17 protein-coding genes and 1 pseudogene are annotated in these 21,728 nt (G+C 53.6%); 3 read left to right on the top strand and 15 right to left on the bottom strand.

Annotation, left to right across the window (positions count from 1 at the left end; genetic code table 11):
* Positions 1-174 precede the first annotated feature (174 nt).
* The 6 genes from ABIE48_RS14710 to nirB all read right to left on the bottom strand — a co-directional run bounded on the left by ABIE48_RS14710 (position 175) and on the right by nirB (position 7,090).
* Positions 175-489, bottom strand: coding sequence for a DMT family transporter (locus tag ABIE48_RS14710; RefSeq protein ID WP_089547365.1), 315 nt, complete (start codon positions 487-489; stop codon positions 175-177).
* On the bottom strand, positions 489-869 hold the full coding sequence (locus tag ABIE48_RS14705) for a DMT family transporter (RefSeq protein ID WP_192714094.1): 381 nt from the start codon (positions 867-869) through the stop codon (positions 489-491). Before ABIE48_RS14705 ends, ABIE48_RS14710 begins: the two co-directional genes overlap by 1 nt.
* Entirely contained in the window at positions 862-1,677 is an 816-nt protein-coding gene (locus ABIE48_RS14700; RefSeq protein ID WP_192714095.1) for a MerR family transcriptional regulator, read from the bottom strand. The genes ABIE48_RS14705 and ABIE48_RS14700 overlap by 8 nt, the downstream gene beginning before the upstream one ends.
* Positions 1,678-1,843: 166 nt before the next feature.
* On the bottom strand, positions 1,844-2,698 hold the full coding sequence (locus ABIE48_RS14695; protein ID WP_192714096.1) for an NAD-dependent epimerase/dehydratase family protein: 855 nt from the start codon (positions 2,696-2,698) through the stop codon (positions 1,844-1,846).
* A 151-nt stretch (positions 2,699-2,849) separates the two neighbouring features.
* Entirely contained in the window at positions 2,850-4,967 is a 2,118-nt protein-coding gene (gene nasC / locus ABIE48_RS14690) for an assimilatory nitrate reductase catalytic subunit NasC (protein ID WP_354519150.1), read from the bottom strand.
* Positions 4,964-7,090: a nitrite reductase large subunit NirB gene (nirB, locus tag ABIE48_RS14685; protein WP_192714097.1), complete on the bottom strand. Its 2,127-nt coding sequence runs from the start codon at positions 7,088-7,090 to the stop codon at positions 4,964-4,966. The genes nasC and nirB overlap by 4 nt, the downstream gene beginning before the upstream one ends.
* Positions 7,091-7,500: 410 nt before the next feature.
* Here nirB and ABIE48_RS14680 point away from each other — a divergent pair, with 410 nt between their 5' ends.
* On the top strand, positions 7,501-8,745 hold the full coding sequence (locus ABIE48_RS14680; protein WP_192714098.1) for a nitrate/nitrite transporter: 1,245 nt from the start codon (positions 7,501-7,503) through the stop codon (positions 8,743-8,745).
* Between the two features lie 220 nt (positions 8,746-8,965).
* Here the strand turns inward: ABIE48_RS14680 and ABIE48_RS14675 are convergent, their stop codons facing one another.
* Positions 8,966-9,499 carry a dihydrofolate reductase family protein gene (locus ABIE48_RS14675; protein WP_192714099.1) on the bottom strand — a complete coding sequence of 178 codons (534 nt, stop codon included), beginning with the start codon at positions 9,497-9,499 and terminating at the stop codon, positions 8,966-8,968.
* A 73-nt stretch (positions 9,500-9,572) separates the two neighbouring features.
* On the opposite strand from ABIE48_RS14675, the gene ABIE48_RS14670 reads away from it, so the two are divergent.
* The gene (locus tag ABIE48_RS14670) at positions 9,573-10,478 is read left to right on the top strand and encodes a helix-turn-helix transcriptional regulator (RefSeq protein ID WP_192714100.1); all 906 of its coding nucleotides are present in this window, start codon (positions 9,573-9,575) and stop codon (positions 10,476-10,478) included.
* Between the two features lie 32 nt (positions 10,479-10,510).
* Here ABIE48_RS14670 and ABIE48_RS14665 read toward each other — a convergent pair whose 3' ends face one another.
* The 5 genes and pseudogenes from ABIE48_RS14665 to ABIE48_RS14645 all read right to left on the bottom strand — a co-directional run bounded on the left by ABIE48_RS14665 (position 10,511) and on the right by ABIE48_RS14645 (position 14,969).
* Positions 10,511-11,305, bottom strand: a complete 795-nt coding sequence (locus ABIE48_RS14665) for a GNAT family N-acetyltransferase (RefSeq protein ID WP_192714101.1) — start codon at positions 11,303-11,305, stop codon at positions 10,511-10,513.
* 12 nt (positions 11,306-11,317) lie between these two features.
* Positions 11,318-11,815: a helix-hairpin-helix domain-containing protein gene (locus tag ABIE48_RS14660; protein ID WP_354519146.1), complete on the bottom strand. Its 498-nt coding sequence runs from the start codon at positions 11,813-11,815 to the stop codon at positions 11,318-11,320.
* A 187-nt stretch (positions 11,816-12,002) separates the two neighbouring features.
* Positions 12,003-13,419 (bottom strand): annotated as a pseudogene (locus tag ABIE48_RS14655) (DHA2 family efflux MFS transporter permease subunit).
* A gap of 133 nt (positions 13,420-13,552) precedes the next feature.
* Positions 13,553-14,167 carry a TetR/AcrR family transcriptional regulator gene (locus tag ABIE48_RS14650; protein ID WP_192714103.1) on the bottom strand — a complete coding sequence of 205 codons (615 nt, stop codon included), beginning with the start codon at positions 14,165-14,167 and terminating at the stop codon, positions 13,553-13,555.
* A gap of 178 nt (positions 14,168-14,345) precedes the next feature.
* The gene (locus tag ABIE48_RS14645) at positions 14,346-14,969 is read right to left on the bottom strand and encodes an FMN-dependent NADH-azoreductase (RefSeq protein WP_192714104.1); all 624 of its coding nucleotides are present in this window, start codon (positions 14,967-14,969) and stop codon (positions 14,346-14,348) included.
* A 445-nt stretch (positions 14,970-15,414) separates the two neighbouring features.
* On the opposite strand from ABIE48_RS14645, the gene ABIE48_RS14640 reads away from it, so the two are divergent.
* Positions 15,415-16,770, top strand: coding sequence for a lytic polysaccharide monooxygenase (locus ABIE48_RS14640; RefSeq protein ID WP_192714105.1), 1,356 nt, complete (start codon positions 15,415-15,417; stop codon positions 16,768-16,770).
* A gap of 76 nt (positions 16,771-16,846) precedes the next feature.
* Here the strand turns inward: ABIE48_RS14640 and ABIE48_RS14635 are convergent, their stop codons facing one another.
* The 3 genes from ABIE48_RS14635 to ABIE48_RS14625 all read right to left on the bottom strand — a co-directional run bounded on the left by ABIE48_RS14635 (position 16,847) and on the right by ABIE48_RS14625 (position 21,510).
* Positions 16,847-17,170, bottom strand: coding sequence for a 2Fe-2S iron-sulfur cluster-binding protein (locus ABIE48_RS14635; protein ID WP_145019360.1), 324 nt, complete (start codon positions 17,168-17,170; stop codon positions 16,847-16,849).
* Between the two features lie 148 nt (positions 17,171-17,318).
* On the bottom strand, positions 17,319-18,611 hold the full coding sequence (locus tag ABIE48_RS14630; protein WP_192714106.1) for a sulfatase-like hydrolase/transferase: 1,293 nt from the start codon (positions 18,609-18,611) through the stop codon (positions 17,319-17,321).
* A gap of 283 nt (positions 18,612-18,894) precedes the next feature.
* Positions 18,895-21,510 carry an Ig-like domain-containing protein gene (locus ABIE48_RS14625; RefSeq protein WP_192714107.1) on the bottom strand — a complete coding sequence of 872 codons (2,616 nt, stop codon included), beginning with the start codon at positions 21,508-21,510 and terminating at the stop codon, positions 18,895-18,897.
* Positions 21,511-21,728 lie beyond the last annotated feature (218 nt).

Below are 21,728 nucleotides of genomic sequence, written 5' to 3'. Positions count from 1 at the left end.
CCATGTTCATGAAATATGTATGTAAAACCTGAACATTCGATGATCAATTCCGGCATTAAACCGTTTTTTCTTGTCCAGCGGTTTGGCACACCCCGCCCCGAACGCTGGATTTCAGCACAAAAAACCCCTCAAAGCAGGGTTTTGCATTGATGTCTTATTCAGATATGCTGCGGTTTACTCAACAAGCCGAAGCCCGATGACACAGCCGATGACGCCCATGATACAAAACAGTCGAACCGGTGTTTTCGATTCCTTGAAAAACATCATGCCCACAACGGCCGCTCCAACCGAACCGATCCCGGTCCAGACCGCATAAGCCGTCGACAGAGGGATCGACTCGATCGCTCTGACCAGCAATGAAAAGCTCGCGATGAAACCGCCGATAAGAATGAGGTTGTTGGTCCAGTTATTTTGTTCGGATACCCTTTTGATTCCGATCACGCCGACGATTTCAAGCAATCCGGCAGCAATAAGCAGCACCCAAGCCATTAGCTGTGTTCCTCCCCGCTGGTAAGTTTTAAACCGATGATAAACAGCAATAAGAGCAAAATAATGCCGACTTTCAGCAGGCCAATACCACCGGAATAAACAGCTTCCACAACCACGGTTCCGATCGTGCCGATCCCGGCAAAAACGGCGTAGGTTGTCCCGACCGGCAGAACCTTCGCTGCACGGATGACCAGCTCAAAGCTCGTCAGCAGGGCAATCAGCACGATGATGGAGGGAATCTCCACATATTTGAAGCCTGAAGCCCAGACGATTTCGAGGATTCCCCCGATCGCCACATAAGCCCACGCCTGGTTTTTACTTAACGGTTTGCGTGGTTTCACGGGTTTCGCTGGTGTCACGGTTTTTGCTTGCTCATTCATTTCGATCCCTTCCTTTCGTCTTATCCGTTTGCTGTTCTTGCTCGTGCCGCAAATACTCGTCGACGATGCGGTCGATGTAGTTTACCGTATCTTCATCCAACCCGAGGACCTTTTCGCTTTCACCGGCTTCGGGACGAATCCACTCCCAATACTTCTCCAGCACGTCTTCCCTGCCATCAAACCAACCTTCGCCGATGGTCAGCAGCCGCTGTGCCAACTGTCTGGATACCGGTGAATCCGGCGGCTCCTCGAGGTGGTGATGGATTTCCCGCAGCAGGCCGATCCATTCATCCGACCGCGGATCATCCTCATCAATCTTCGGCAGCTTCTCGATAATCGGGAGCTCATCGGGAGCAAACTGCCGAACCCTGTTGTTCCGCTGGACGGATTTTGCTGCCGAGTCGGCTTCTCTTGAATGGAGCAACTGGATGAACAGGACCAGTTCTTCCACCGGGACGTCACCCCGGAGCTCGATTGTGCGCAGCGTCGTCAGCAGCCGGCGCTCGAGCAGCTCGAGGCGATGCTTTTCATCCTGGAGCAAATCAAGCTGCATCCGAATTGCGTGTGTCCATTTTTCAGCGTGAGCCCCCCCGGCTTCCGCCTCTAAAACGTTTCGGATTTGTCCCAGCGTAAACCCAAGCTGCTTCAAAGTCGTAATGTGATGCAGCTTCATGATGTCGTCTTCGTTGTAGTACCGATATCCGGCATCTGATACGAAAGAGGGGGTCAGGATATCCATTTCATCGTAATAGCGCAGCGTGCGGATGGAGATACCGGCCTCCTTGGCCAATTGTCCAATTTTATACATCAACTTAAGCGCCTCCCATATCCATACTAAACCCTCACGTATAGGTGAGAGTCAAGAACAAATACCGCTGGTTTCCCCGACAAAAAAAAGCACCCCTTATAGAGCATCGGAACAGCCCTGGCTGTCCAATGTCTGATAAGCGGTGCATTCGTGTACTTCGTAAGCTTTAATGAATCCCACTAAAACCGGTACGCCAAGAGGGGTACAGCGGTTTCCATCCCAGTCCGCGGGCTTTGGCATTTGCCGCACCACGTTCCCAAGGCTGCCCCTCACCTGCAGCTGTGTGCAGCAGGGAAACACCGACCGACTCCGCAAAAATCGGGAGCCAATCGGTGACCCGTGCCGGCTCGTCATCCACAATATTATAAGCACCGGACGGCCAATCCAGCGCTTGGCATGCGGCATGGGCGGCGTCCTCCACATGTACGAATGAGGAAACTCCTTCATTGGCAGACATTCGTCCCTCACGCACCTCTTCGGCCATATACCCGCCGCTCGTATACCATGTTCCGGGACCATAAAACAACCCGTAGCGAAGAATGACATGCTCCGGAATTTCCGCTGCGGTCTCCTCAAGTGCAGCAACGGCATCCACGGTACGTTTACGGGAAGGATCTGCAGATTCGACATCCAGAGGTACATTTTCTGTCGCCGGACCATCCCCCGGCTGATAAGCCCACGCAATGCTCTGGACGATGATTCGTTTCACGCCGGCTTCGCGGGCGGCATCGACCAAATGACGGGTTCCTTCCACCCGAATACGGGAGTTTTCCGCGAAAACCCGGCTGCCGAGGGATGTCAGCTGGTGGATGACGACTTCCGGCCTTGCTTCGCGGACTGCTGCAAAAGTAGCATCCCGGTCAAATGCATCCGCGACGAGGGCTTTAGCTCCCAATGATTCAATGACTTGTATGTTTTCCGGCCGATGAGTCGTACCGGTCACCGTATGGCCGGCCTGGACCAACCGCGGCACCAGCAAACGGCCGACAGCTCCGGAAGCGCCTGCGATCAAAATATTCATGCGCCCTCTCCCCTTTCATGCATCGTAAATTCCATGACACGGCTATTGTAGCATGAGTCATTGGCGGGAATAAGGGCCAATCCACAGCGAATTGGAGCAGACCAATTTGTTGATAAACCTATGTTGAACTCAGATATGCCGTGTATTTTTTCTAGATGATCTCCCCTTCATCTTCTGGCCATTCTTCGGCAAGCGGCCGAACCTGGACGGCACTGACTTTGAAATCAGGCATTTTGCAGTATGGATCAAGCTCCGGATTGGTAGCCAAATTCACGTTCTGGGCGTCTCCCCAATGCATCGGAATAAATACGGTATCCTCACGAATTTTGTCAGAATACCGGCTGCGTACGGTAACCGTCCCCCGTCTGGAACTGACGCGTACGAGCGCTCCGTCTTCAATCCGGTGCTTACGCGCGGTCAGCGTGTGAATTTCCATGAAGCTCTCCACGAACTTTGCGGCGAGCACCGGGCTGCGCCGGGTTTGAACGCCCGTCAAATAATGCGGAAGCACCCTGCCGTTGGTCATGATGAGCGGATATTCGCCGTCCGTTTCCTCGCCCTGTGAAGCAACAGGTACCGTCTGAAACCGGGCAAGTCCGTCGGAGTGAGCGAAAGAACGTTCAAATAACCGCCCTGTCCCCGGGTGGTCGGTTGACGGGCACGGCCAGTAAATGCCTTCTTCCCGCCGCAGGCGTTCGTAAGTGATCCCGAAGTAGTCGGCAATCCCGCCCTGACTGGCTTTTCTCAGCTCATTAAAAATTTCTTCTGCATCCTTAAACGGAAAATAAGCCCCTCTGCCGAGCTTTTCCGCAACCGAGCACAAGATTTGCCAATCATGGCGCGTCTCGCCCGGCGCCGGTCTGGCTGCTTCCCTCAGCAGCACGCGGCCTTCCAGATTCGTCAGTGTCCCTTCGTTTTCCATATAGGAAGTGACCGGCAGGACAACGTCCGCGTATCTTGCCGTTTCGGACAGAAACATATCGGCGACGACCAGAAAATCGAGCTTCCCGATACCCTCCTCTACCAGTGAAGCATGGGGATTGGAAACAACCGGATTCGAGCCCATGACGAATAACGCTTTGATCTGTTCCTGGTGTACGAGCTCCATCATTTCATAGGCGGATACCCCTTTTCCAGGGAGCTCTTCGGGCGGAATTCCCCAAACCTTTGCCACGAACGCGCGGTCGTTTTCATTTTCGATCGAACGGTAGCCGGGCAGCTGATCCGCCTTCTGTCCATGCTCTCGGCCGCCCTGGCCGTTCCCCTGGCCGGTAACGGCACCGTAGCCGCAGCCTTCCCTGCCGATTTTCCCGGTGGCCAGAACCATATTCAGAAAATTCCGGACCGCCATATGCCCATCGGCATGCTGCTCCACGCCGCGCGCAGTAAACACCATGCCGGTGCCCGCTTTGGCGTAAGTCACGGCGGCGCTTCTTATCTGCTCAACGCTTACGCCTGTTAACTCGGCAATCCCTTCCAAATCTATTCGGAGCAAATCAGACTTGACCTGGTCAAAATCCTTTGTGCGGCTCTGAATAAATGCCGAGTCGATCAAATTTTCGTCCAAGATGACCTTCAGCATACCGCTCACCAAAGCACTGTCGGTTCCCGGCTTCACCTGGAGATGAAGATCCGCCAGCTCCGCCGTCGCGGTTGCCCGGGGATCAATGACGATGATGAATGCCCCATTCTCTTTCGCCCGGATAAAATAAGGCATGAGGGTCGGCTGGCACTCCGCGATGTTCGTGCCGGCGAGAATAATGCATTCGGCCAGCGGGATTTCCGACAGCTGATTGGTCAGCCCCCGGTCGATCCCGAACGTCTTTACCCCGGCCGATGCCGCCGCCGACATACAAAATCTCCCGTTATAGTCGATATACCGGCTTCGGAGGGCCACTCTCGCAAATTTGCCGAGTGCATACGCCGTTTCATTCGTCAATGAACCGCCGCCATATACACCGACGGCATCGCGGCCGTACACCTCCTGAATCGCCGAGAACCGCGCTGCGACGGTGTCCAGTGCCTCTTCCCAAGAGGCGCGGACCAAATCTCCGTTCTTCCGCACCAGCGGATAAAGGAGGCGATCCCGGCTTGAAGCATGCTGGTGTGCATTCATCCCTTTCACGCACAGCCGCCCCTCGGACGCGGCATTGGGGACTCCCGTCGCCTGAAAACCCGATCGCTGCCTGGCCTCCCCTGGTGCAATCTCTACGGTCATTTTGCACTGCACGCTGCAAAAAGGGCACTGCGTATTCATCGTCAGCGTCATATGCCCACCGTCCTTTCTTCGGATTGAGTATCAGGGTGTGTATTGATCCCCACCGATCGAGCCATGTCCATCGTTTCGTGCAGCGATTCGCGCTCATCGGGATCGAACAGCTTCTCCCGTAAACGCTGAAGCCCGTATCGTTCCAGCCACTCCCATACCGGTTCCCGATAATAGGCGGAATCCCGGTACAGCGCGAGGCAGCCGAGAGCCATGTCGATGATGTCCCCGGCATCGGGCAGGACACCGACCAGTTGAGCCGACTTGACCGGATGCTCCATATGTCCGCCGGCGTACAATTCCCATCCGGCCGGGGATGCACCGATACCGAGATCATGTACAAGGACACCCGCCGGGTCGCGCGGACCCGCAGACACCGCGATGCATACCCGTGCCGGCATAAACCATCCTGTGCTTCTTCGCTCCAGTTCGAGCGCGATCCGCCCGGCCTCCGCATGCGGAACTCCTGGTGAGACGACCGGGCTTGTCGACACGCGGATCATGGGCCCTCCGCCGCCAGCCGATCGATGGATGCCGAGATAATAAGCAGCGGCCGATCGGCATACCGGGCAGCCTTCCGGGCGCTTCCAGCCCAGACGCAGCATGGCTGCTTGGACGCTTGCATCGCTGCCCGGGTACAGCACGGCCCGGACCGCTGCACGGTCCATGTCCGTGCAGCCGCAGATCGGCACCGGAGCAGCGGCCGGAGCCGGCTTCTTCCCTCCCGAGGACTTCGCCAGCTCCAGGATCGCGGCCACCATCGGCTTGCAGCCTCCGCAGGAACCGGACGCCTTGGTCCGCTCCCGGATTTGGTCCACGGTTTGTGCCCCATCCAGACCGGCGGCTTCCATAATGGCAGCTTTTGTGACACTATTGCAATTGCAAACTGTATCCTGATCCCCCATAGCTTCGGCCGTCTTGGCCAATGAAGAATTCCCCCCGGCAAGCTGTGCCTTCAAGGCGGACACCGGCGACCGCCGCTTTAAATAGCCCAACAGCTCCGTCCCTTCTGAAGTGTCGCCAAAGAGCACAGCTCCGGCAATCCTGCCGTTTTTCATCGTCACCTTCTTGTATGTCCCTTTCACGCCGTCGTAGTGCTGCAGCGCCGTTTCGCAATCTCCACCCTGGATCAGCCCGGCGGAAAATACCTCCACGCCTGACACTTTAAGCTGTGCATAAGGGACTGAGCCTGGATATGGCTCCGTGTGCCGCCCGCATAAATGCATGGCGAGTACGCGGGCCTGCTCATATAACGGAGCTACCAGGCCGTAGACAATGCCGCGGTGCTCCGCGCATTCCCCGACGGCATATACATGGTCGGCACTCGTCTGCATATAATCATCCACGACAATCGCCCGGTTTGTGCGAATGCCGCTGGCTTCCGCTACGGAAATGTTCGGACGAATGCCCACAGCCAGAACGATCAAGTCAGCCCCAAGCCGGCTGCCGTCAGAGAACTGCAGGCCTTCCGCACGCTTTCTGCCGAGAATACGCTCCGTACGTTTTTCAACCAAAAAGCGCATCCCCTGCTGGGTCAGCTCCCGCTTCAGCATCTCCGCTGCGGAGGCATCCAGCTGCCGGTTCATCAGATACGAAGCGTTATGGATGACATCGACCTCCATGCCGAGGTTTAGCAGTCCCCTTGCCGCTTCCAATCCGAGCAGTCCTCCACCGATCACGGCTGCATGCTTATAGGTTCGAGAAGCTTCCATCATCCGCTCACAATCCGCGATATTCCGGAAAGCCGTCACTCCCAGCTTGTGAATGCCTGGGATTTTGGGCATAAAGGCCGAGGAGCCGGTCGCAATAATCAGCCGGTCATAAGGCTCCACACGCCCGGATGCCGTGTAGATCCGCTGCTGGTCGGGATCGGCGCGAAGTACAGTTTCCCCTGTATACAGGGATATCCCCCGTTCTGTATACCAATCCCAATCATGGATCGTAATATCATCTACATTTGTTCCGCCTTGGAGCACTTTCGACAGCATGATCCGGTTGTAATTGGGATGGGGCTCATTTCCGAACACGGTGATCTCATACCGGTCGGGCGCAAAATCGCATATATTCTCCACGCATCTCATCCCTGCCATCCCGTTGCCGACTACGACAAGCCTAGGCTTCCCCATTGCAGTCACCTCCGCTAAAAAACTGTGTAGGCCAGGCCTAAAAATGAAAAAACCCGTCCCTTGGAGATCAAGAGAACGGGCGTCATTGCCAGTTAGCCAACAGGTACACCGTTGTACCGGATAATGGATTTGAACTGAGCATAATCGAAAACGAAATTAATGTCAACATATATTACACGACATTATAATATTCACCAAAATCACGATGGATCATGTCCAGATAACAAAATTTATGTATAGTTTATTGACACGCATTTTACATTCCACTATAATTCATTTCGAAATCACAAAGACGTGATCTTTCATCCGGGAAGAATACTTCCCATGGCAATGAGGCCGCTGGTTGTCCGCTTAAGGGCAATCTGCGGCTTTTTGTTTTGAATGCGATAAAAGATATGGAGGAGATGGAGATGAAAGAAGGCACGACGTTTTGGAAAAGTGGGCATAAACCGTCTTTATTCAGCGCATTTTTCTATTTTGACATCAGCTTTATGATTTGGGTGCTCCTCGGGCCGCTGAGCGTCATTATGATGGAGGACTATCCGATGACCGCGTCCCAAAAAGCGAACCTGGTCGCGCTGCCGGTGCTTGGCGGTTCGGTACTGAGGCTGGTCCTCGGTTTCCTGACCGATTATATCGGTCCGAAGCGCACCGGACAGCTCGGGATGCTGCTGACAATGGTGCCGCTGATCTGGGGCTGGCGTTTCGTGGACTCGCTCGGCGAGCTGCACGTCATCGCCCTGCTGCTCGGCATTGCCGGGGCTTCGTTCTCGGCTGCGCTTCCGCTCGCCAGCCGCTGGTATCCGCCGCAGTATCAAGGCCTGGCGATGGGCATCGCCGGAGCCGGGAACAGCGGCACGGTGCTGAGCACGCTGTTCGCGAACCGGCTGGCGCAGCATTTTGGCGGATGGGAAGCCGTATTCGGCATCGCCTTGATCCCGATCGTCATCGTGTTTATATTCTTCAGCATTTTTGCCAAAGACAGCCCCAACCAGCCTGCCCCCAAAAAATTGTCCGAGTACGGCTCAGTGTTAAAGCAAAAGGATACCTGGCTATTTTGCTGGCTGTACTGTGTTACGTTCGGCGGCTTTGTCGGTCTGACCAATTACCTGACGATCTTTTTTCATACGCAATATAATCTTTCGGCTGTGCATGCCGCCGATTTTACGACCGTATGCGTCATTGCCGGCAGCCTCTTCCGTCCGGTGGGCGGATATTTGTCCGATCGGATCGGAGGTGTCCGCATGCTGCTCATCCTGTATACCGGGGCAGCCATCATGCTCGCCTGCGTCTCCTCGCTGCCGCCGCTGTACGTGATCTCCATCCTTCTTTTTGCCGGCATGATGTGCCTGGGTGCCGGGAACGGCTCCGTCTTCCAGCTTGTGCCCCAGCGTTTTCGTGAGGAGATCGGCATTGTTACAGGCATCGTCGGCGCTGCCGGCGGGTTCGGCGGTTATCTGCTGCCGCTTGTGCTCGGCGGATTGTACGAGTCTACAGGGTCGTACACCCCAGGGTTTCTGATTCTGAGCGGTGTGGCCGTAGCCAGTGTGCTCGTGGTGTTTGCGGCAAAAGGTCAATGGAAGAAAACATGGTTTACTGCATCTTCCGCAAAGAAGCTAATAACGGATCCGGTGAATGCCGAATTCAAATCGTAATTCAAGATCGCTGGCGTATAACCAAGCGTCTTCGTGTATGGTGTAATGTTACGCCCCCCGGCTAAGCGTTTGGCCTGGGGGCGTATTTTGCTGTAGCCAGTCCTCTACGGCAGTTAGTCCTTTAACTCAATTCATGACCACAGCTTCTCCTTTACTGCAGCTTGGCCCGATGGGCAGACACATCCAGCCGAGCCGGCAGCTGATTAGTTTATGTCAGCTATCATCTTTTCAACACTTCGTACGCCAGAGATACCATCTGCCCCATCGGTTCGGCTGTGACCAGCTTCAGCCGGGTGAAATCCGTTCCTTCCGGAAACAGCGGGATGCCCTCGCCGAGAATTTTAGGAATGACCGTCATCACAATTCGGTCCAGCAGTCCTTTTTCCAGGAAAGCCTTGGTCAACTGCCCGCCTCCAACCAGCCATACATCCCCATTTGCCTCTGCTTTGACCTTCGGGACCAGAGAAGACAAGTCCTCGGCCGTAAACGTCACATCGGGGGAAGAAGGCTGCTCCGAGCGGGTTACCACATAGCAAGGTTTTCCTTTGTACGGAAATTGTTCCGACAGCTTAAGCACTTCGTCGTAAGTAACCCTTCCCATAATCAGTGCGCCGATGCGCCCGTAAAACTTCGCATATCCGTTGTCTCCTCCATCGCCTTCAACGTCAAACAGCCAGTCTACCGATCCGTCCGATCGCGCAATATATCCGTCCAGACTAACCGCGAGATACAGCACTACTTTCGAGCTTTCCATGTTTTTATCGCTCCCTTCTATTCATATGTTACAATGTAATTACGACATAAATTGACGTGATTAGGAGGATATCATGAATGAGCGGAGATTAGCCATGATGCGGATCATCGACTCACGGAAGAAGTTTACGGCCCGCGAATTGGCCGAGCGTTTTAACGTCTCGGTCCGGACCATCCAGCGCGACCTGGATTACCTGCAGCAAATCGGTTTTCCGCTGTACAGCGAACAAGGGGCTCGTGGCGGATACCGCGCGCTGGAGAACCGAATTCTGCCGCCGCTGCAGCTGACCCGAACCGAGGCGCTCGGTTTGTTTCTGATGCTCGAAATGCTGGAGAAGGTGCCCGATTTCCCTTTTGACGCGATCCGCTCCCACTTGGCCGTGCAATATTACGGGTCCCTGCCTTCCGACGTACAGACAAACATCGATCAGATGCGCAGCCATATTTCTTTCCGAATGATGCAGCTGCATGAGCCTGCACCTTGGACGACGGAAATTTTAGAAGCTTCGATCGCCAAACAGGAAATCCGGATCGCGTATAAGTCTGCCAAAGGCGATAAGGAGCACAACGTGTACCCCTTTGGCATTTATTTTGAGAATGGCTATTGGTATATGCCTGCGCGAAACCCGGAGAAGACGCTCCTTTTTCGCGTGGACCGGATCCAGCATGTGGAGAAAACCGGTGCGATCGATCCAGAAGTGCCGTCCCTAGCTGAGTGGATGCAGTCAACCGATGATCGTGACAAAGCCGAGGTGGTGCTGCGGTTTACCCCTTTTGGTATGCGGCTTGCCAAAGACGATCCGATTTTGCATACGGCTGCGGACGGACAGTGGAGCGGCCCGGTTCCGTTTGAAGAGTTCCTGTTTACGGCCCGGAGGCTGCTCCGCTTTGGCCCGGAAGTGCAGGTTGTATCGCCGCCCCGGCTGAGGGATTTGGTGCTCCAACTGCTGCAAGACAGCATAAACCAGTACAAGGAATAGGCAAAAAAAAACACTCCCCGCAGGGAGTGTTTTTACTGGTCTCTGACCCAAAAAGAATTGGTATACACATGCCTAAACCCTTGGACCAGCATATGGTTATGACTTGGAGAGCCGAACTCCACATCCGTGTACACTATCGACAGGCCTGTCCGCTTCGCCTCTGACAACCGATGGCGGATCAGCGCCGTCTGGCATCCCCTGCCTCTAAACGCGGGCAAGGTATAATCGTTGGCCAAATAGCCTTTCCCCGTATGGATGAACATCGATCCGATCCCGGCCAACTGGCCATTCGAATAGGCGAGGTAATTCCGAAAAACAGGGAGGGTAAAGTACCGTTTTTTTCTCGCCAAAATATCAGCTGAAACACCTCCCATCAGCTCACTGACGGCCTCCAGCAAAACGTCGACATTGCCTTCGTCCACCGGTTCAATGGTGATGCCCGGATGCACTGTTGCAGTCTCAACCGGCTCGGCCTCCAAAAATGCCAGCTGATCCGTGGGCAGAAATCCCTTGCGGTGCAATGCTAGCGCAACCTGCTCGTTCAGCCGGGTTGGTGCCATATCAAAACAAGGACGGGCATTTCTTTGCTCGTATTCGCTGACAATTTGGTCCAAATGCTCCAGATCCGCGATTCCGAATCCTTTCACCCGATTGTAATAGAGCGAATCCGGACCGGTAGCTTCGATTAGCAGCCGGGCACCGCCGATTCGAATTTCTTCCAGACGCTTGTCTTGAGAGGAAAGCGCCCGCCCTGCGTTAAACCGGGTCAGTTCCAGCTCTATTTCCTCGATATCGTTTACTTTCTGATGAACCTTTTGCTGAATCAATCCTATTCCCCCTTACTTGTTCCGAGCTGCCTCATTCCCCCGGTGCTCGTACCAGGCTGCTGCAGGCCTTGTTGCCGGATATCCGAATTGCTCCCGGTATTTTTTTCTTTCTTCGGTAAAATCAGGCCATTCCCGCTCACTGCCCGGATGGTTGGCATGATGCACCAGACAGCGAAGAGCATCCTCCAGGCAAGGATCCTCCCAGTATCCGAGATGCACCTCCATTCTGTCTATGAAGTCCGCACCGTCCAGGTCTTTAATCTCATCCAGCGAGTAGTATCCCATGTCAACCACCCTTGCGGCCACTTTCGGGCCAATCGAGGGCACGGATTGAAACATGGCCAGCCCCTTTAGCATGTTGGCGCGTTCGCGGGTGATTTCCAGCATTTGTGATAACTGTACGTTATCGAGGGTGGCAATATCGTTCAGTTTCACTTTAAAAGCTCTTAAATGGGCGCGTTCCTCCGGGGTCAGCGGGAGCTTGGGCGGTGTTTGCTTCAAGTGTATCACCTCATGAATGGACTATCGATTCAGGCAGATCTGTCAATGAACGTCGATTGGACCTCCACTGGAACCCCATTATATACCAGGAAGCTTGGGGCGACAATTTTTCTGTCGAAAGCCCGCTAAAGCTTAGCAATTCCTAAAATATAAACAAAGCCTGGTATCAACCGATACCAGGCTTTGTTCTTTATTGTCATTTCTGGTGATTTACGGGTACACGCTTGATGAACAGTGCAATCGCAAATCCGATGACTGCGATAATCATCCCGAACATAAACGCATTTGAAACGCCTGAAGTCAACGCGTCAAGCGGATTGCCGCCGGGGTGCGCCTCAGCGTAATGCTCCTGGCCCGCCGACATCACGCTGACAGCAAGCGCTGTGCCGATGGCTCCGGCTACCTGCTGCAGCGTGTTCATGATGGCTGTGCCGTCCGGGTAGTATTCACGCGGAAGCTGATTCAGCCCGTTCGTCTGTGCCGGCATCATAACCATCGAAATGCCGATCATCAGGAAGGTGTGAAGCACGATCACGAGGAACGCCGCTGAAGCGGCCGTTACGCCCGAGAAGAACCACAGGGATGCGGCAGCCACCAGAAATCCGGGGAACACGAGCCATTTTGGTCCGTATTTGTCAAACAGCCGTCCCATAATCGGCGACATGATCCCGTTGATGATTCCCCCCCGGCAGCATGAGCAGACCGGCATAAAACGCCGATTTGCCAAAACCACCTTGAAGGAACAGCGGCAGTACCAGCATTGACGACAGAATGATCATCATGCTGATGAAGATCATCACTACGCCCACGGAAAACATCGGGTATTTAAAAGCACGCAGGTTAATCATCGGCTGCTTCATCGACAGCTGACGCCATCCGAACAGCAAGAGGCCGACCACGCCAATAACCAGCGACAAGATCACTTTGGTGCTCGTCCAGCCACCGCTGCCTTCACCGGCGCTGCTGAAGCCAAACACGATGCCGCCGAATCCGATGGTGGACAGCGCGATGGACAGCAGGTCGATCTTCGGCTTGGTGATGCTGGACACATTTTGCATAAACGCAATGCCGAATACCAGAGCCAGAATCAAAAACGGCAGCGACAGCCAGAAAATCCAGTGCCAGCTGAGGTTCTCGATTAACAGACCCGCGATCGTCGGTCCAACCGCCGGCGCAAACATGATGACCAGCCCGATGATTCCCATCGCGCCTCCCCGCTTCTCCGGCGGAAAAATGACCAAAATCGTGTTAAACATCAGCGGGAGCATAATACCGGTTCCGATCGCCTGCACGACACGGGCCACCATCAGAAATTCAAACGATGGCGCTAGAGCCGCAATCAGGGTCCCGACAATCGAAAAGCTGAGCGCAGTAATAAACAGCTGCCTTGTGGTAAACCACTGCAGCAGCAATCCCGACACCGGGACCAGAATGCCCAGCGTCAGCAGGTATCCGGTTGTCAGCCATTGCGCTGTCGAAGGCGTAATATGCATGACCTGCATCAAATCACTAAGCGCGATATTCAGCGCCGTTTCACTGAACATGCCGATAAATCCGGCAATGAGCAGTGAAATCATGATCGGTAAAACTTTAAATTTTTTCTCCGTTTGCATTTGAGCTTGCGTATGCTGTACGGCTGCTTCCACAATCCCATCCTCCTGTCATATGTCCAATGTCTCTCTTATCTCTCTTTATATGTCTCTATCTATTTTCTCTGATATCTGTAATCTCTCTATTCATTCGGCCTTATTTTTCTTTCTGCGCTTCATCCGATGTATTTTTGGCCAAAAGGCGGTCCAGCAATATGCCAACATATTTGGATGCAAGGAATATAGGTCCCGTATCCTTGTTCGTCTGGGCGATCAGCAGCGAGCCTTCGAGCAATGAAAGGATGACTGTCGCGGCTTCCTGTGAACGGGACAGCTCTACCCCGGCATCCTGCAGCCGTGTGGTCAGGACTCTCTCCCACTCCTGAAGCACGCCTTGACAAGCTTCCCTCAGGGTGTTGCTGATGCAGGAGGTTTCTACCGCATTCCAGAAGCTGAGCGGGATAAACCCTTCGAAATTGGTGGCTTTGGCATCGGCCGCAATCACATCGATACAATGCTGAATGGCCTGAGACGGATCGTCGAACCGGTTAAAAGCCTCTTCCCACTTGTCGGACACCGCACTTTTAATCCGTAAAATGCATTCTTGGGCAAGCTCCTCCTTACCCTCTGGGAAATAATAATACAGTGAGCCTTTTGGGCAATGGCTTTCCTTGATAATTTGGTTTAATCCCGTTCCGTGATAGCCCTGTTTGGCAAAAAGACGTGTTGCTGTTTCCACGATGGATTCACGGGAATTGGGCTTTTCCGTCATCGCGCTTATGACCTCCTTTCAAAATTATAACGAACGGTCTACATATTATAGTCGATGAAATGCGCTTTCTGTCAACTCATTTTTTTATGAAAAATGTGGGTTGCCCTAACCTTTGCCGAAGAAAATACAAAAAAGCATTCCGACTGCCGTACAGCCGAAATGCTTTCTTTATACTCGTTTAAAACGTTACAGCGTATTTTGCTGTTTGATCCAGTCCCTTTTGAATAATGTCCTTGGCTTCGGCAGGCATCTGATTATGACCCTCGATAATGATTTCTTCCGGCGTAATTCCCCACAACATCAAGTTGGATTTCACGAACCGGATCGCTCCTTCAAATGGAGCCATGTCCTCCGTGGAGTAAATGCCGCCCCGGGCATTCAGCAGAACCACTTTACGCCCCCCAGCTAGACCGAGGGGGCCTTCGGGTGTGTATCGGAACATGGTTCCGGCTTGAGCCAAATAGGACAGATACGTAATCAGCGGGGCAGGCGCAGCGTAGTTCCAGAGCGGGAACGCGATGACCACCTTGTCGGAGGCGAGAAATTGATCGATATGAACGCGTACCAAATCGGCGATATTCGTCTCCTCTGGCGTCAATTCCTGTCCCTGGCTGCGCTTGAAGAGAGCGGTAAGTGCCGTGTTCCCATAATTCGGCAGGTTCAAGGCGAACAAATCCAGCTCGGTAACCACGTCATCCGGATGGGTGTCCCGGTACGTTTTGACGAACGTTTCATACATTTGAACCGTAACCGATTGCTCTAACGGACGGTCATTCGCTTTTATCATTAACACATTGGACATGTTGTTGTGTGGCCTCCCATTAACAATATAGGTTTCAAAATAATTAAGCGCATGAGTTCGGAGATGAATACATTGCGGACTTGATTAGGTTTCCGCTTTTCGCAATTTTTTATGAATGGATTCACTCAAACACTACCTAAATCGTTGTTTTTTATTATTGAGGGGGAGGCTTAATTGGTTTATCGTTGTGTTAAACGATACTAATTATTACTAAATATTGATTTTTTATGTATTTTCTTGATTAAAAATCGACATCCATATTCCGATATAAGCTCGCCTGCCGAGTTTATATAACCAACATTCCGAAAGCTGACCGATCACAAGGTCGGCCCTGGCCAAGCAAGTTGAATGAATTTTCTTATAAGGGGGTGGGACGGCCAAAGCGGTATCTGCAGCCAGAATGACACATGTTGTGTTCATATTCGGATTAGAGGAGGAAATTTGGATGACTACGATTCGGTTACGACAGCATGGAGTGCTTAAATGGCTGTTCGCAGGCAGTTTAGCTTTGATCACGCTGCTGTGCACGTTGATGATCGTGGAGCGTGCTTCCGCGCATGGTTATGTCCAGTCCCCCGGCAGCCGCGCTTACTTATGCAAAACGGGTGCCAACACCAATTGCGGCCCGATTGTCTATGAGCCTCAAAGCTTGGAAGCTCCGAAGGGCTTTCCTGCCGCAGGCCCGGCAGACGGTAAAATCAGCAGCGCCAACGGAGCTTTTCCAACGCTGGATGAACAATCTCAGGCCCGCTGGAGCAAAGTTAACCTCTCTCCAGGCACAAATACCTTCAGCTGGACTCTGACGGCGAGACATGCCACGACCAGCTGGAAATATTACATCACGAAGCAGAACTGGAATCCCAATGCGCCGCTCACAAGAGATTCTTTTGACCTGACGCCATTCTGTTCGGAAAATTATAACGGTGTGCAGCCTGGAGCAACTTATACCAGCACCTGTAATGTCCCCAGCCGCACCGGATATCAGGTGATCCTCGCCGTTTGGGAAATCGCGGACACCGCCAACGCCTTCTACAATGTCATCGATGTGGACTTCGGCGGCGGCAGCGGCACTCCGGATACCACGGCACCCTCGGCGCCTTCCAGCTTGAAGGCATCTGCCATTACGTCAACAGGCGCAACGCTGACCTGGGGGGCTTCGAGCGATACTGTCGGCGTGACAAGCTACAAGGTCTACAACGGAGGCACGCTTGTTGCAACAACGGGAGGTTCTGTTCTCAGTTATCAGGTCACCGGACTTTTACCCAATACATCCTATACGTTTACGGTTCGGGCTGTAGACGCTGCGGGTAATACTTCGGATGCCAGCAGTGCCGTAACATTCACCACATCTGGCTCAAATCCACCGGACACCCAGGCACCTTCCGCTCCAACCGGTCTGCAGGTTGACGGTACACCAACTTCGGGAACGGTTAAATTGAAATGGGCGGCTTCGACAGATAACGTTGGCGTAACCGGCTACCGGGTCTACAATGGAAGTACGCTGGCAGGCACCGTATCCGGCACAACGCTGACCTACACCGCCAGCGGACTCGCGGCCGACACGTCTTATACATTTACCGTTCGCGCCGTGGATGCGGCGGGAAATGAATCGTCCGCCAGCAATGCGGTAACCGCTAAGACGGCTTCGTCCTCATCCGCAGCGGCATGGGCACCCAATGTTGCCTACACACCAGGCACGCTCGTTACCTATAACGGAGCGACCTATGAATGCCGGCAGGCCCATACCTCGCTGACAGGCTGGGAACCGCCGAACGTTCCGGCGCTCTGGCTGTTGAAATAACGAAAAAACGGCTTTCTCCCCGAAACTTGGCGGAAAGAAAGCCGTTTTATTTTGTGGCTGTTTTGGCCCGATTACCTTAGTCTACTGGTCTTTTACCAGGATCCATCCCGGAATCAGATACCGTCATCACAGGTTTGACCGTCAGGTCGTTATGTACCCGAATTTGGCAGGACAGACGGACATTCGGCTCGTGAATCCCTTTGGTGGTAAGAATGGCTGCTTCGGCTTCTCCGATAGGGCCAGCATCGCCTTCCAACACTTCCACCCGGCAAGTAGTGCATCTGGCATTTCCTCCGCAGCGGTGCAAAATATCCACCCCGTTGTCCTCCAGGGCCAGGACTAGCTTCTGCCCTTCCTCTGCTCTAATCGCTTCTCTGCCTTCCACTTGAATCGTTGGCATACGATCAACTCCTTTTATGATTTGGATCTAATTAACTGGCATTGCTAGATGACAGCTCCAGCCTTTTATTATTTCTTATTTTAAGTCCGAATACAATGAGAACTTTGTCCCGGGTGCATCCTTCACGTTTCATTACCCCAAGGAAGAACTACAGAAGCGTCGCATACCATTGCCGGACATCTTTTTCCAATCGCTGCGCAATCTCCGGGAACTCGTCCTTCAGATTGACCCGCTCGCCCGGGTCCGCCTCCAAATCCGACAAATGAACGTCGTCCGGCTGCGTGCGGTCAAAGTCGAGCTTGCCGCCAAGCACAAGCTTCCATTTGCCCTCCCGAACCGCAAGCTGACTGCCGTACTCCCAGCATATTTGCTGATGTGGAGTGCCTGCCCCTTGCGTCAGCATCGGCACAATGCTGCTTCCGTCGATCTCTTCCGCCGCGGGGACGGGGAGACCGGCGAGATCCAGCACGGTCGGCACGATATCGGCCATCATGCCGGCATCTTCCTTCGTCTGCCCTTGAGCGATTATGGATGGATATACGAGGATGGCCGGTTCCCGAATCCCGCCTTCGAACAGGCTGCCCTTATGCCCGCGGAAGATTCCGGCGCTTCCGCCATAGTACACATCCTCCGTTCCGTCCAGGTAATTGCGCGACTCCGAAGACGGCCCATTGTCGCTCGAGAAGAAAATAATGGTGTTTTCGTACGCCCCCAACCGTTTAAGTGCTGCCACAATATCGCCGACTCCGTCATCAACAGCCGAGATCATGGCGGCCATCAGCTGACGGTCCCTTGGGAGGTGACTGTAGCGCTTCATGTATTTTTCCGGCGCATGCATCGGGTAATGAGGCGCATTATAAGCGGCATATAGGAAAAACGGCTTGTCGGCAGCCCGGCTTGCCTCGATAAAATCGACGGATTTGTCGGTGATCAGATGCGTCAGATACTCGCCGTCCCGCCAGACCTCTTCGCCGTTGCTCCATAAATCGTGCACAGGATTCACACTCGGCATTCCCCAGTAAAAAATGTGGGAATAATAGTCCACGCAACCGGCCTGGAAGCCGAAATATTCATCAAATCCTTTGGCATTAGGCTTGGTGTCCGCTGCGGATCCAAGATGCCATTTCCCGAATAAAGCCGTTCGGTAGCCATGTTCTTTGAGGCGCTGTGCAAGGCTTTTGGTGTCGGCCTTTAATCCGCCCGTCCCCCTCTTTCCTCCTAAAATATGGCTGACACCTGTTTTTGCGGGATACTTTCCCGTCAGCAAGGCCGCCCGGGAAGGTGAACATACCGGCGAGTTCGAGTACCAGTTGGTGAAACGCGCTCCATCTTGTGCAAGCGCATCCAAGTGCGGTGTGCGAATCGCATCGGAGCCGTAGCAGCCCAAGTCACCGTATCCCAAATCGTCACAATAAATCACGATCACGTTCGGTTTCGTCAAAGTTGAGTCACACCTTTTATGTGGTTTTAGGTTCCATTTCGCTCCTTCTTACTCCTTCGCCACAGAATGTGAGATCCCTTGCCTAAGCATGATTTTTAAGCTTTTTTGGTGACAAATCTCACGTACAACTATATTTATAACGAAATCTATGAGTATCTATTTTCTTTACAGAAATGGGGACTTCGTATGAAGAGAAAAAAAGGACGCAGAACAAACACTGCGCCCTCTTGTTATACTAACCGACTGGATCATATCGATCTTGTTACCTTTGCGAGCTTTGGCGTCATCCTCCCCACTCCGTGAATCGGCCGTCGGGGGAATCATAAGCTTGTGCCCAGTAGTACCCGGGCGCCAGGATTCTGCGGGCGGCAAAGCCGGCTTTACCCGCGGCCGCATTGATCGCTTCGGATGAAGCGGTGTACGTACCTGTCGCTGTCGTGGCGCCACCGACATATTTTCCGCCCATAGAGGTAAACCGGCCGTAAACCGTTGCCTGAAGCCCGGCTCCCGTCTCTTTGTCGACGACCTGCAGGAATACGGTCGCCTTGGTCCCGTCGTAAGTGACCTGCATTTGCCCCACGATCATCGGCTTCAGATCGGTATGCCCCGTCGTTGCGGTGAACGGCTGGCTTGCAGGCCCTTCATTACCGGAGGAATCGACGGCCGTTACCTTATAGACATATGTCGTATCCGGCAGCAGCCCGACGTCGCGGAAGTTCAGTTTGTTAGATATACCGGCAAGGTGAGCTGGATCCGGTTCAAACTGCGCATCCGTTCCGCGATAAATGCGGTACTCTTTCACGGTGGCATTGTCGGACGCCGGCCCGTAGGTAATATCGACCCGCTGATAATCAAAGGCGGCTGCCTGCGGAGTGCCCGTAACAGCTGAAGGCGCTTCGCTGTCCTGCGGCGGCTGCCAGAACACGCCACCCGGTCCCCATGCAGACGGGAAAATTCTCAGGTTGCCGTAATGATGGAGCGCGATCCCTCCGAAGGCTGGATCTCCTTCAAAAGCGGCGTACACTTTGTTCAGTTCCGACTCCATGTACGTGCGGCCTTCCTCATAGAAGCTGATGGCCTCCGGATCGCCCCCGTCGGCGACATCGATCGTTTCTACGCCAATGACGACCGAATTCGGCTTGCCGATCTGATTGGCATAGTCGATTTCTCCGCGTGCTTGTTCAATGATCCCTGCACTGCCGTCCGCCTGATCCCGGTAGTCCATAATCGAAATGTAATCGAGAGTATCCTGAACGTGCTGGGACATCCATTTGACGGAGCCGTTCCACGAGATGCTGCTGGCGTCCACCGATGTGTCGAACCAGCGCGGGATGGCGGCCCCGACCTGCAGGTCCAGGCCGGAAGCCTGCTTGCGGTCCATCAATGCCTTGAGCATGTCAAGGTACTGTACCTGAACCGAAGGTTTGGCACTTTTAAAATCACCGAGGCTGTAAGGCTCCGTATCAATGTTTACACCGTCGAATCTCTCCCTTGGATCCGAGGATAAATTGTAATTCAGGATACCTTCGAACTCGGCCACCGCCTGGGTCCGGTAACGGGCATAGGCCCCGAAATAGGGCGGCGTCGTACCGCCGGCGATCAAAGCCTGCACCTGGTAGCCCTTATCATGAGCCCAGCCGACGAAATCCCTGACCTCCGGCCGTTTGTCCTCCAGCATTCGCATGCCGAAATAGGGTCCGACCGCCAGGTACAGCGTCCGGATCGGTCTCTGTCCGAACGTCGACGTGTCGGATGCCATAGCATCCAGCACATTACGGGAACCCGGGTTCATGATCAGGGGGTACGATTCATTTTCCCAGATCCACATGGCCCGATCCTGGCTGTACACCTGCTGGGTAACGGTCGTCGGACTGGATGTGGAACCAGAATCTGCTTTCATTTGCATCCCCTCATCCGGATTCACTTCATTAACTGTATCTTTCGAGGGAGGGGCCGTCATCTCATCTTGTGCCTTGGTGACATCTTGAGCTGTTGGGGCATCTTGTGCAGTTTCGTTATTTTGCAGCGCTTTGACATCTTGATCGATTTGAGCACTCTGGTCGTTCTGGACATTCAGTTCCGCTTCGGCATTCTGTTGGATATTTTGATCTGCTTGAACATCTTGATCATTTTGGGCATCCTGCTCTGTCCAGCCCTCTTGCTCCTGCTGATCCTCCTGCAGCATTGCTTGGCTGTATACGTTCGCGACTTTCACATATTTTGCGCTGCTGTATCCTGTATTTCCGTTTGAATCCACGGCTTTCGCTTCTAGACTATTAACCCGTCCGGCATAAGCCTCCGTCTTCCACTTGTATTGGTATCCTGAGCCTTTGGGTGGCGCATCCTTCCACTCTCCGCCGTTAATCCGTATTTGCACGTTGCTGACCGGGTTTTTACCCCCTGCTTGAATGAAGACATTGACACTCCCCTTCACGGGACTCGTTTCGCCTGGGCTTGTAATCTGCACTTGTGGGAGCGCGGCCCCCGGATTATCTACCTCCACCGACATATAGGGAGACCAGGCCACATAGCGGGTCACACTGTCTTTTCCCCTAGCCGCCAGTTCTACCGGACCGTCGTATTTGGAGAAGTCGACGTCGGCATACCAGTTTCCGCTGCCGTCCGCTTCCGGATCGTCCATATGGGCACTGACGAGCGAATCACCGCCTACGGCGAGCTCTACATCATACACACCTGAAAACGTTCCGGAAATCCGGGACACACCCGGCCCCAAGGGGCCTGAAGGCTGGTCTATCGCGATGAGAGGCGCAGCAAAGACAGGCAATGGAGGAATTCCAAACACCGAAAGAACGACCGTGAGGATCAGACAAATTCCGACGTGACGAACAGCTCGCGGGTTTTGGGCACGTCTTTGGGCATGCCCCTGCTTAATTGCCATAAGTCTCTTCACTTCCTTTACATAATGTGTGAATGACCTTGACATCGCAACGGGAAAAAGGGCTAGGAGGAAGGGTACAAGCTGAGGAATGTTAGTTTGAAGCGTTTACTTCTTCTTATTATGGCGAACGTGCGCTTAGAACCACATGTGACAAAAATGTGAACAATAAAAAGGGTTTCAGCAATTTTCCGCGGTTTTTCTACCCGAATTTTATCATC

The organism is Paenibacillus sp. OAE614 (assembly GCF_040546645.1).
In the GTDB taxonomy this organism is placed as follows: Bacteria; Bacillota; Bacilli; order Paenibacillales; family Paenibacillaceae; genus Paenibacillus_AQ; species Paenibacillus_AQ favisporus.
Note: the sequence above shows the minus strand (reverse complement) of the source record. Positions and strands in the feature narration are given on the sequence as shown.

Excerpts from the sequence above, each read along its gene's own strand:
- ABIE48_RS14710 (WP_089547365.1), bottom strand. The coding sequence starts at position 489 with ATGGCTTGGGTGCTGCTTATTGCTGCCGGATTGCTTGAAATCGTCGGC.
- ABIE48_RS14705 (WP_192714094.1), bottom strand. The coding sequence starts at position 869 with ATGAATGAGCAAGCAAAAACCGTGACACCAGCGAAACCCGTGAAACCA.
- ABIE48_RS14700 (WP_192714095.1), bottom strand. The coding sequence starts at position 1,677 with ATGTATAAAATTGGACAATTGGCCAAGGAGGCCGGTATCTCCATCCGC.
- ABIE48_RS14695 (WP_192714096.1), bottom strand. The coding sequence starts at position 2,698 with ATGAATATTTTGATCGCAGGCGCTTCCGGAGCTGTCGGCCGTTTGCTG.
- nasC (WP_354519150.1), bottom strand. The coding sequence starts at position 4,967 with ATGACGCTGACGATGAATACGCAGTGCCCTTTTTGCAGCGTGCAGTGC.
- nirB (WP_192714097.1), bottom strand. The coding sequence starts at position 7,090 with ATGGGGAAGCCTAGGCTTGTCGTAGTCGGCAACGGGATGGCAGGGATG.
- ABIE48_RS14680 (WP_192714098.1), top strand. The coding sequence starts at position 7,501 with ATGAAAGAAGGCACGACGTTTTGGAAAAGTGGGCATAAACCGTCTTTA.
- ABIE48_RS14675 (WP_192714099.1), bottom strand. The coding sequence starts at position 9,499 with ATGGAAAGCTCGAAAGTAGTGCTGTATCTCGCGGTTAGTCTGGACGGA.
- ABIE48_RS14670 (WP_192714100.1), top strand. The coding sequence starts at position 9,573 with ATGAATGAGCGGAGATTAGCCATGATGCGGATCATCGACTCACGGAAG.
- ABIE48_RS14650 (WP_192714103.1), bottom strand. The coding sequence starts at position 14,167 with ATGACGGAAAAGCCCAATTCCCGTGAATCCATCGTGGAAACAGCAACA.
- ABIE48_RS14645 (WP_192714104.1), bottom strand. The coding sequence starts at position 14,969 with ATGTCCAATGTGTTAATGATAAAAGCGAATGACCGTCCGTTAGAGCAA.
- ABIE48_RS14640 (WP_192714105.1), top strand. The coding sequence starts at position 15,415 with ATGACTACGATTCGGTTACGACAGCATGGAGTGCTTAAATGGCTGTTC.
- ABIE48_RS14635 (WP_145019360.1), bottom strand. The coding sequence starts at position 17,170 with ATGCCAACGATTCAAGTGGAAGGCAGAGAAGCGATTAGAGCAGAGGAA.
- ABIE48_RS14625 (WP_192714107.1), bottom strand. The coding sequence starts at position 21,510 with ATGGCAATTAAGCAGGGGCATGCCCAAAGACGTGCCCAAAACCCGCGA.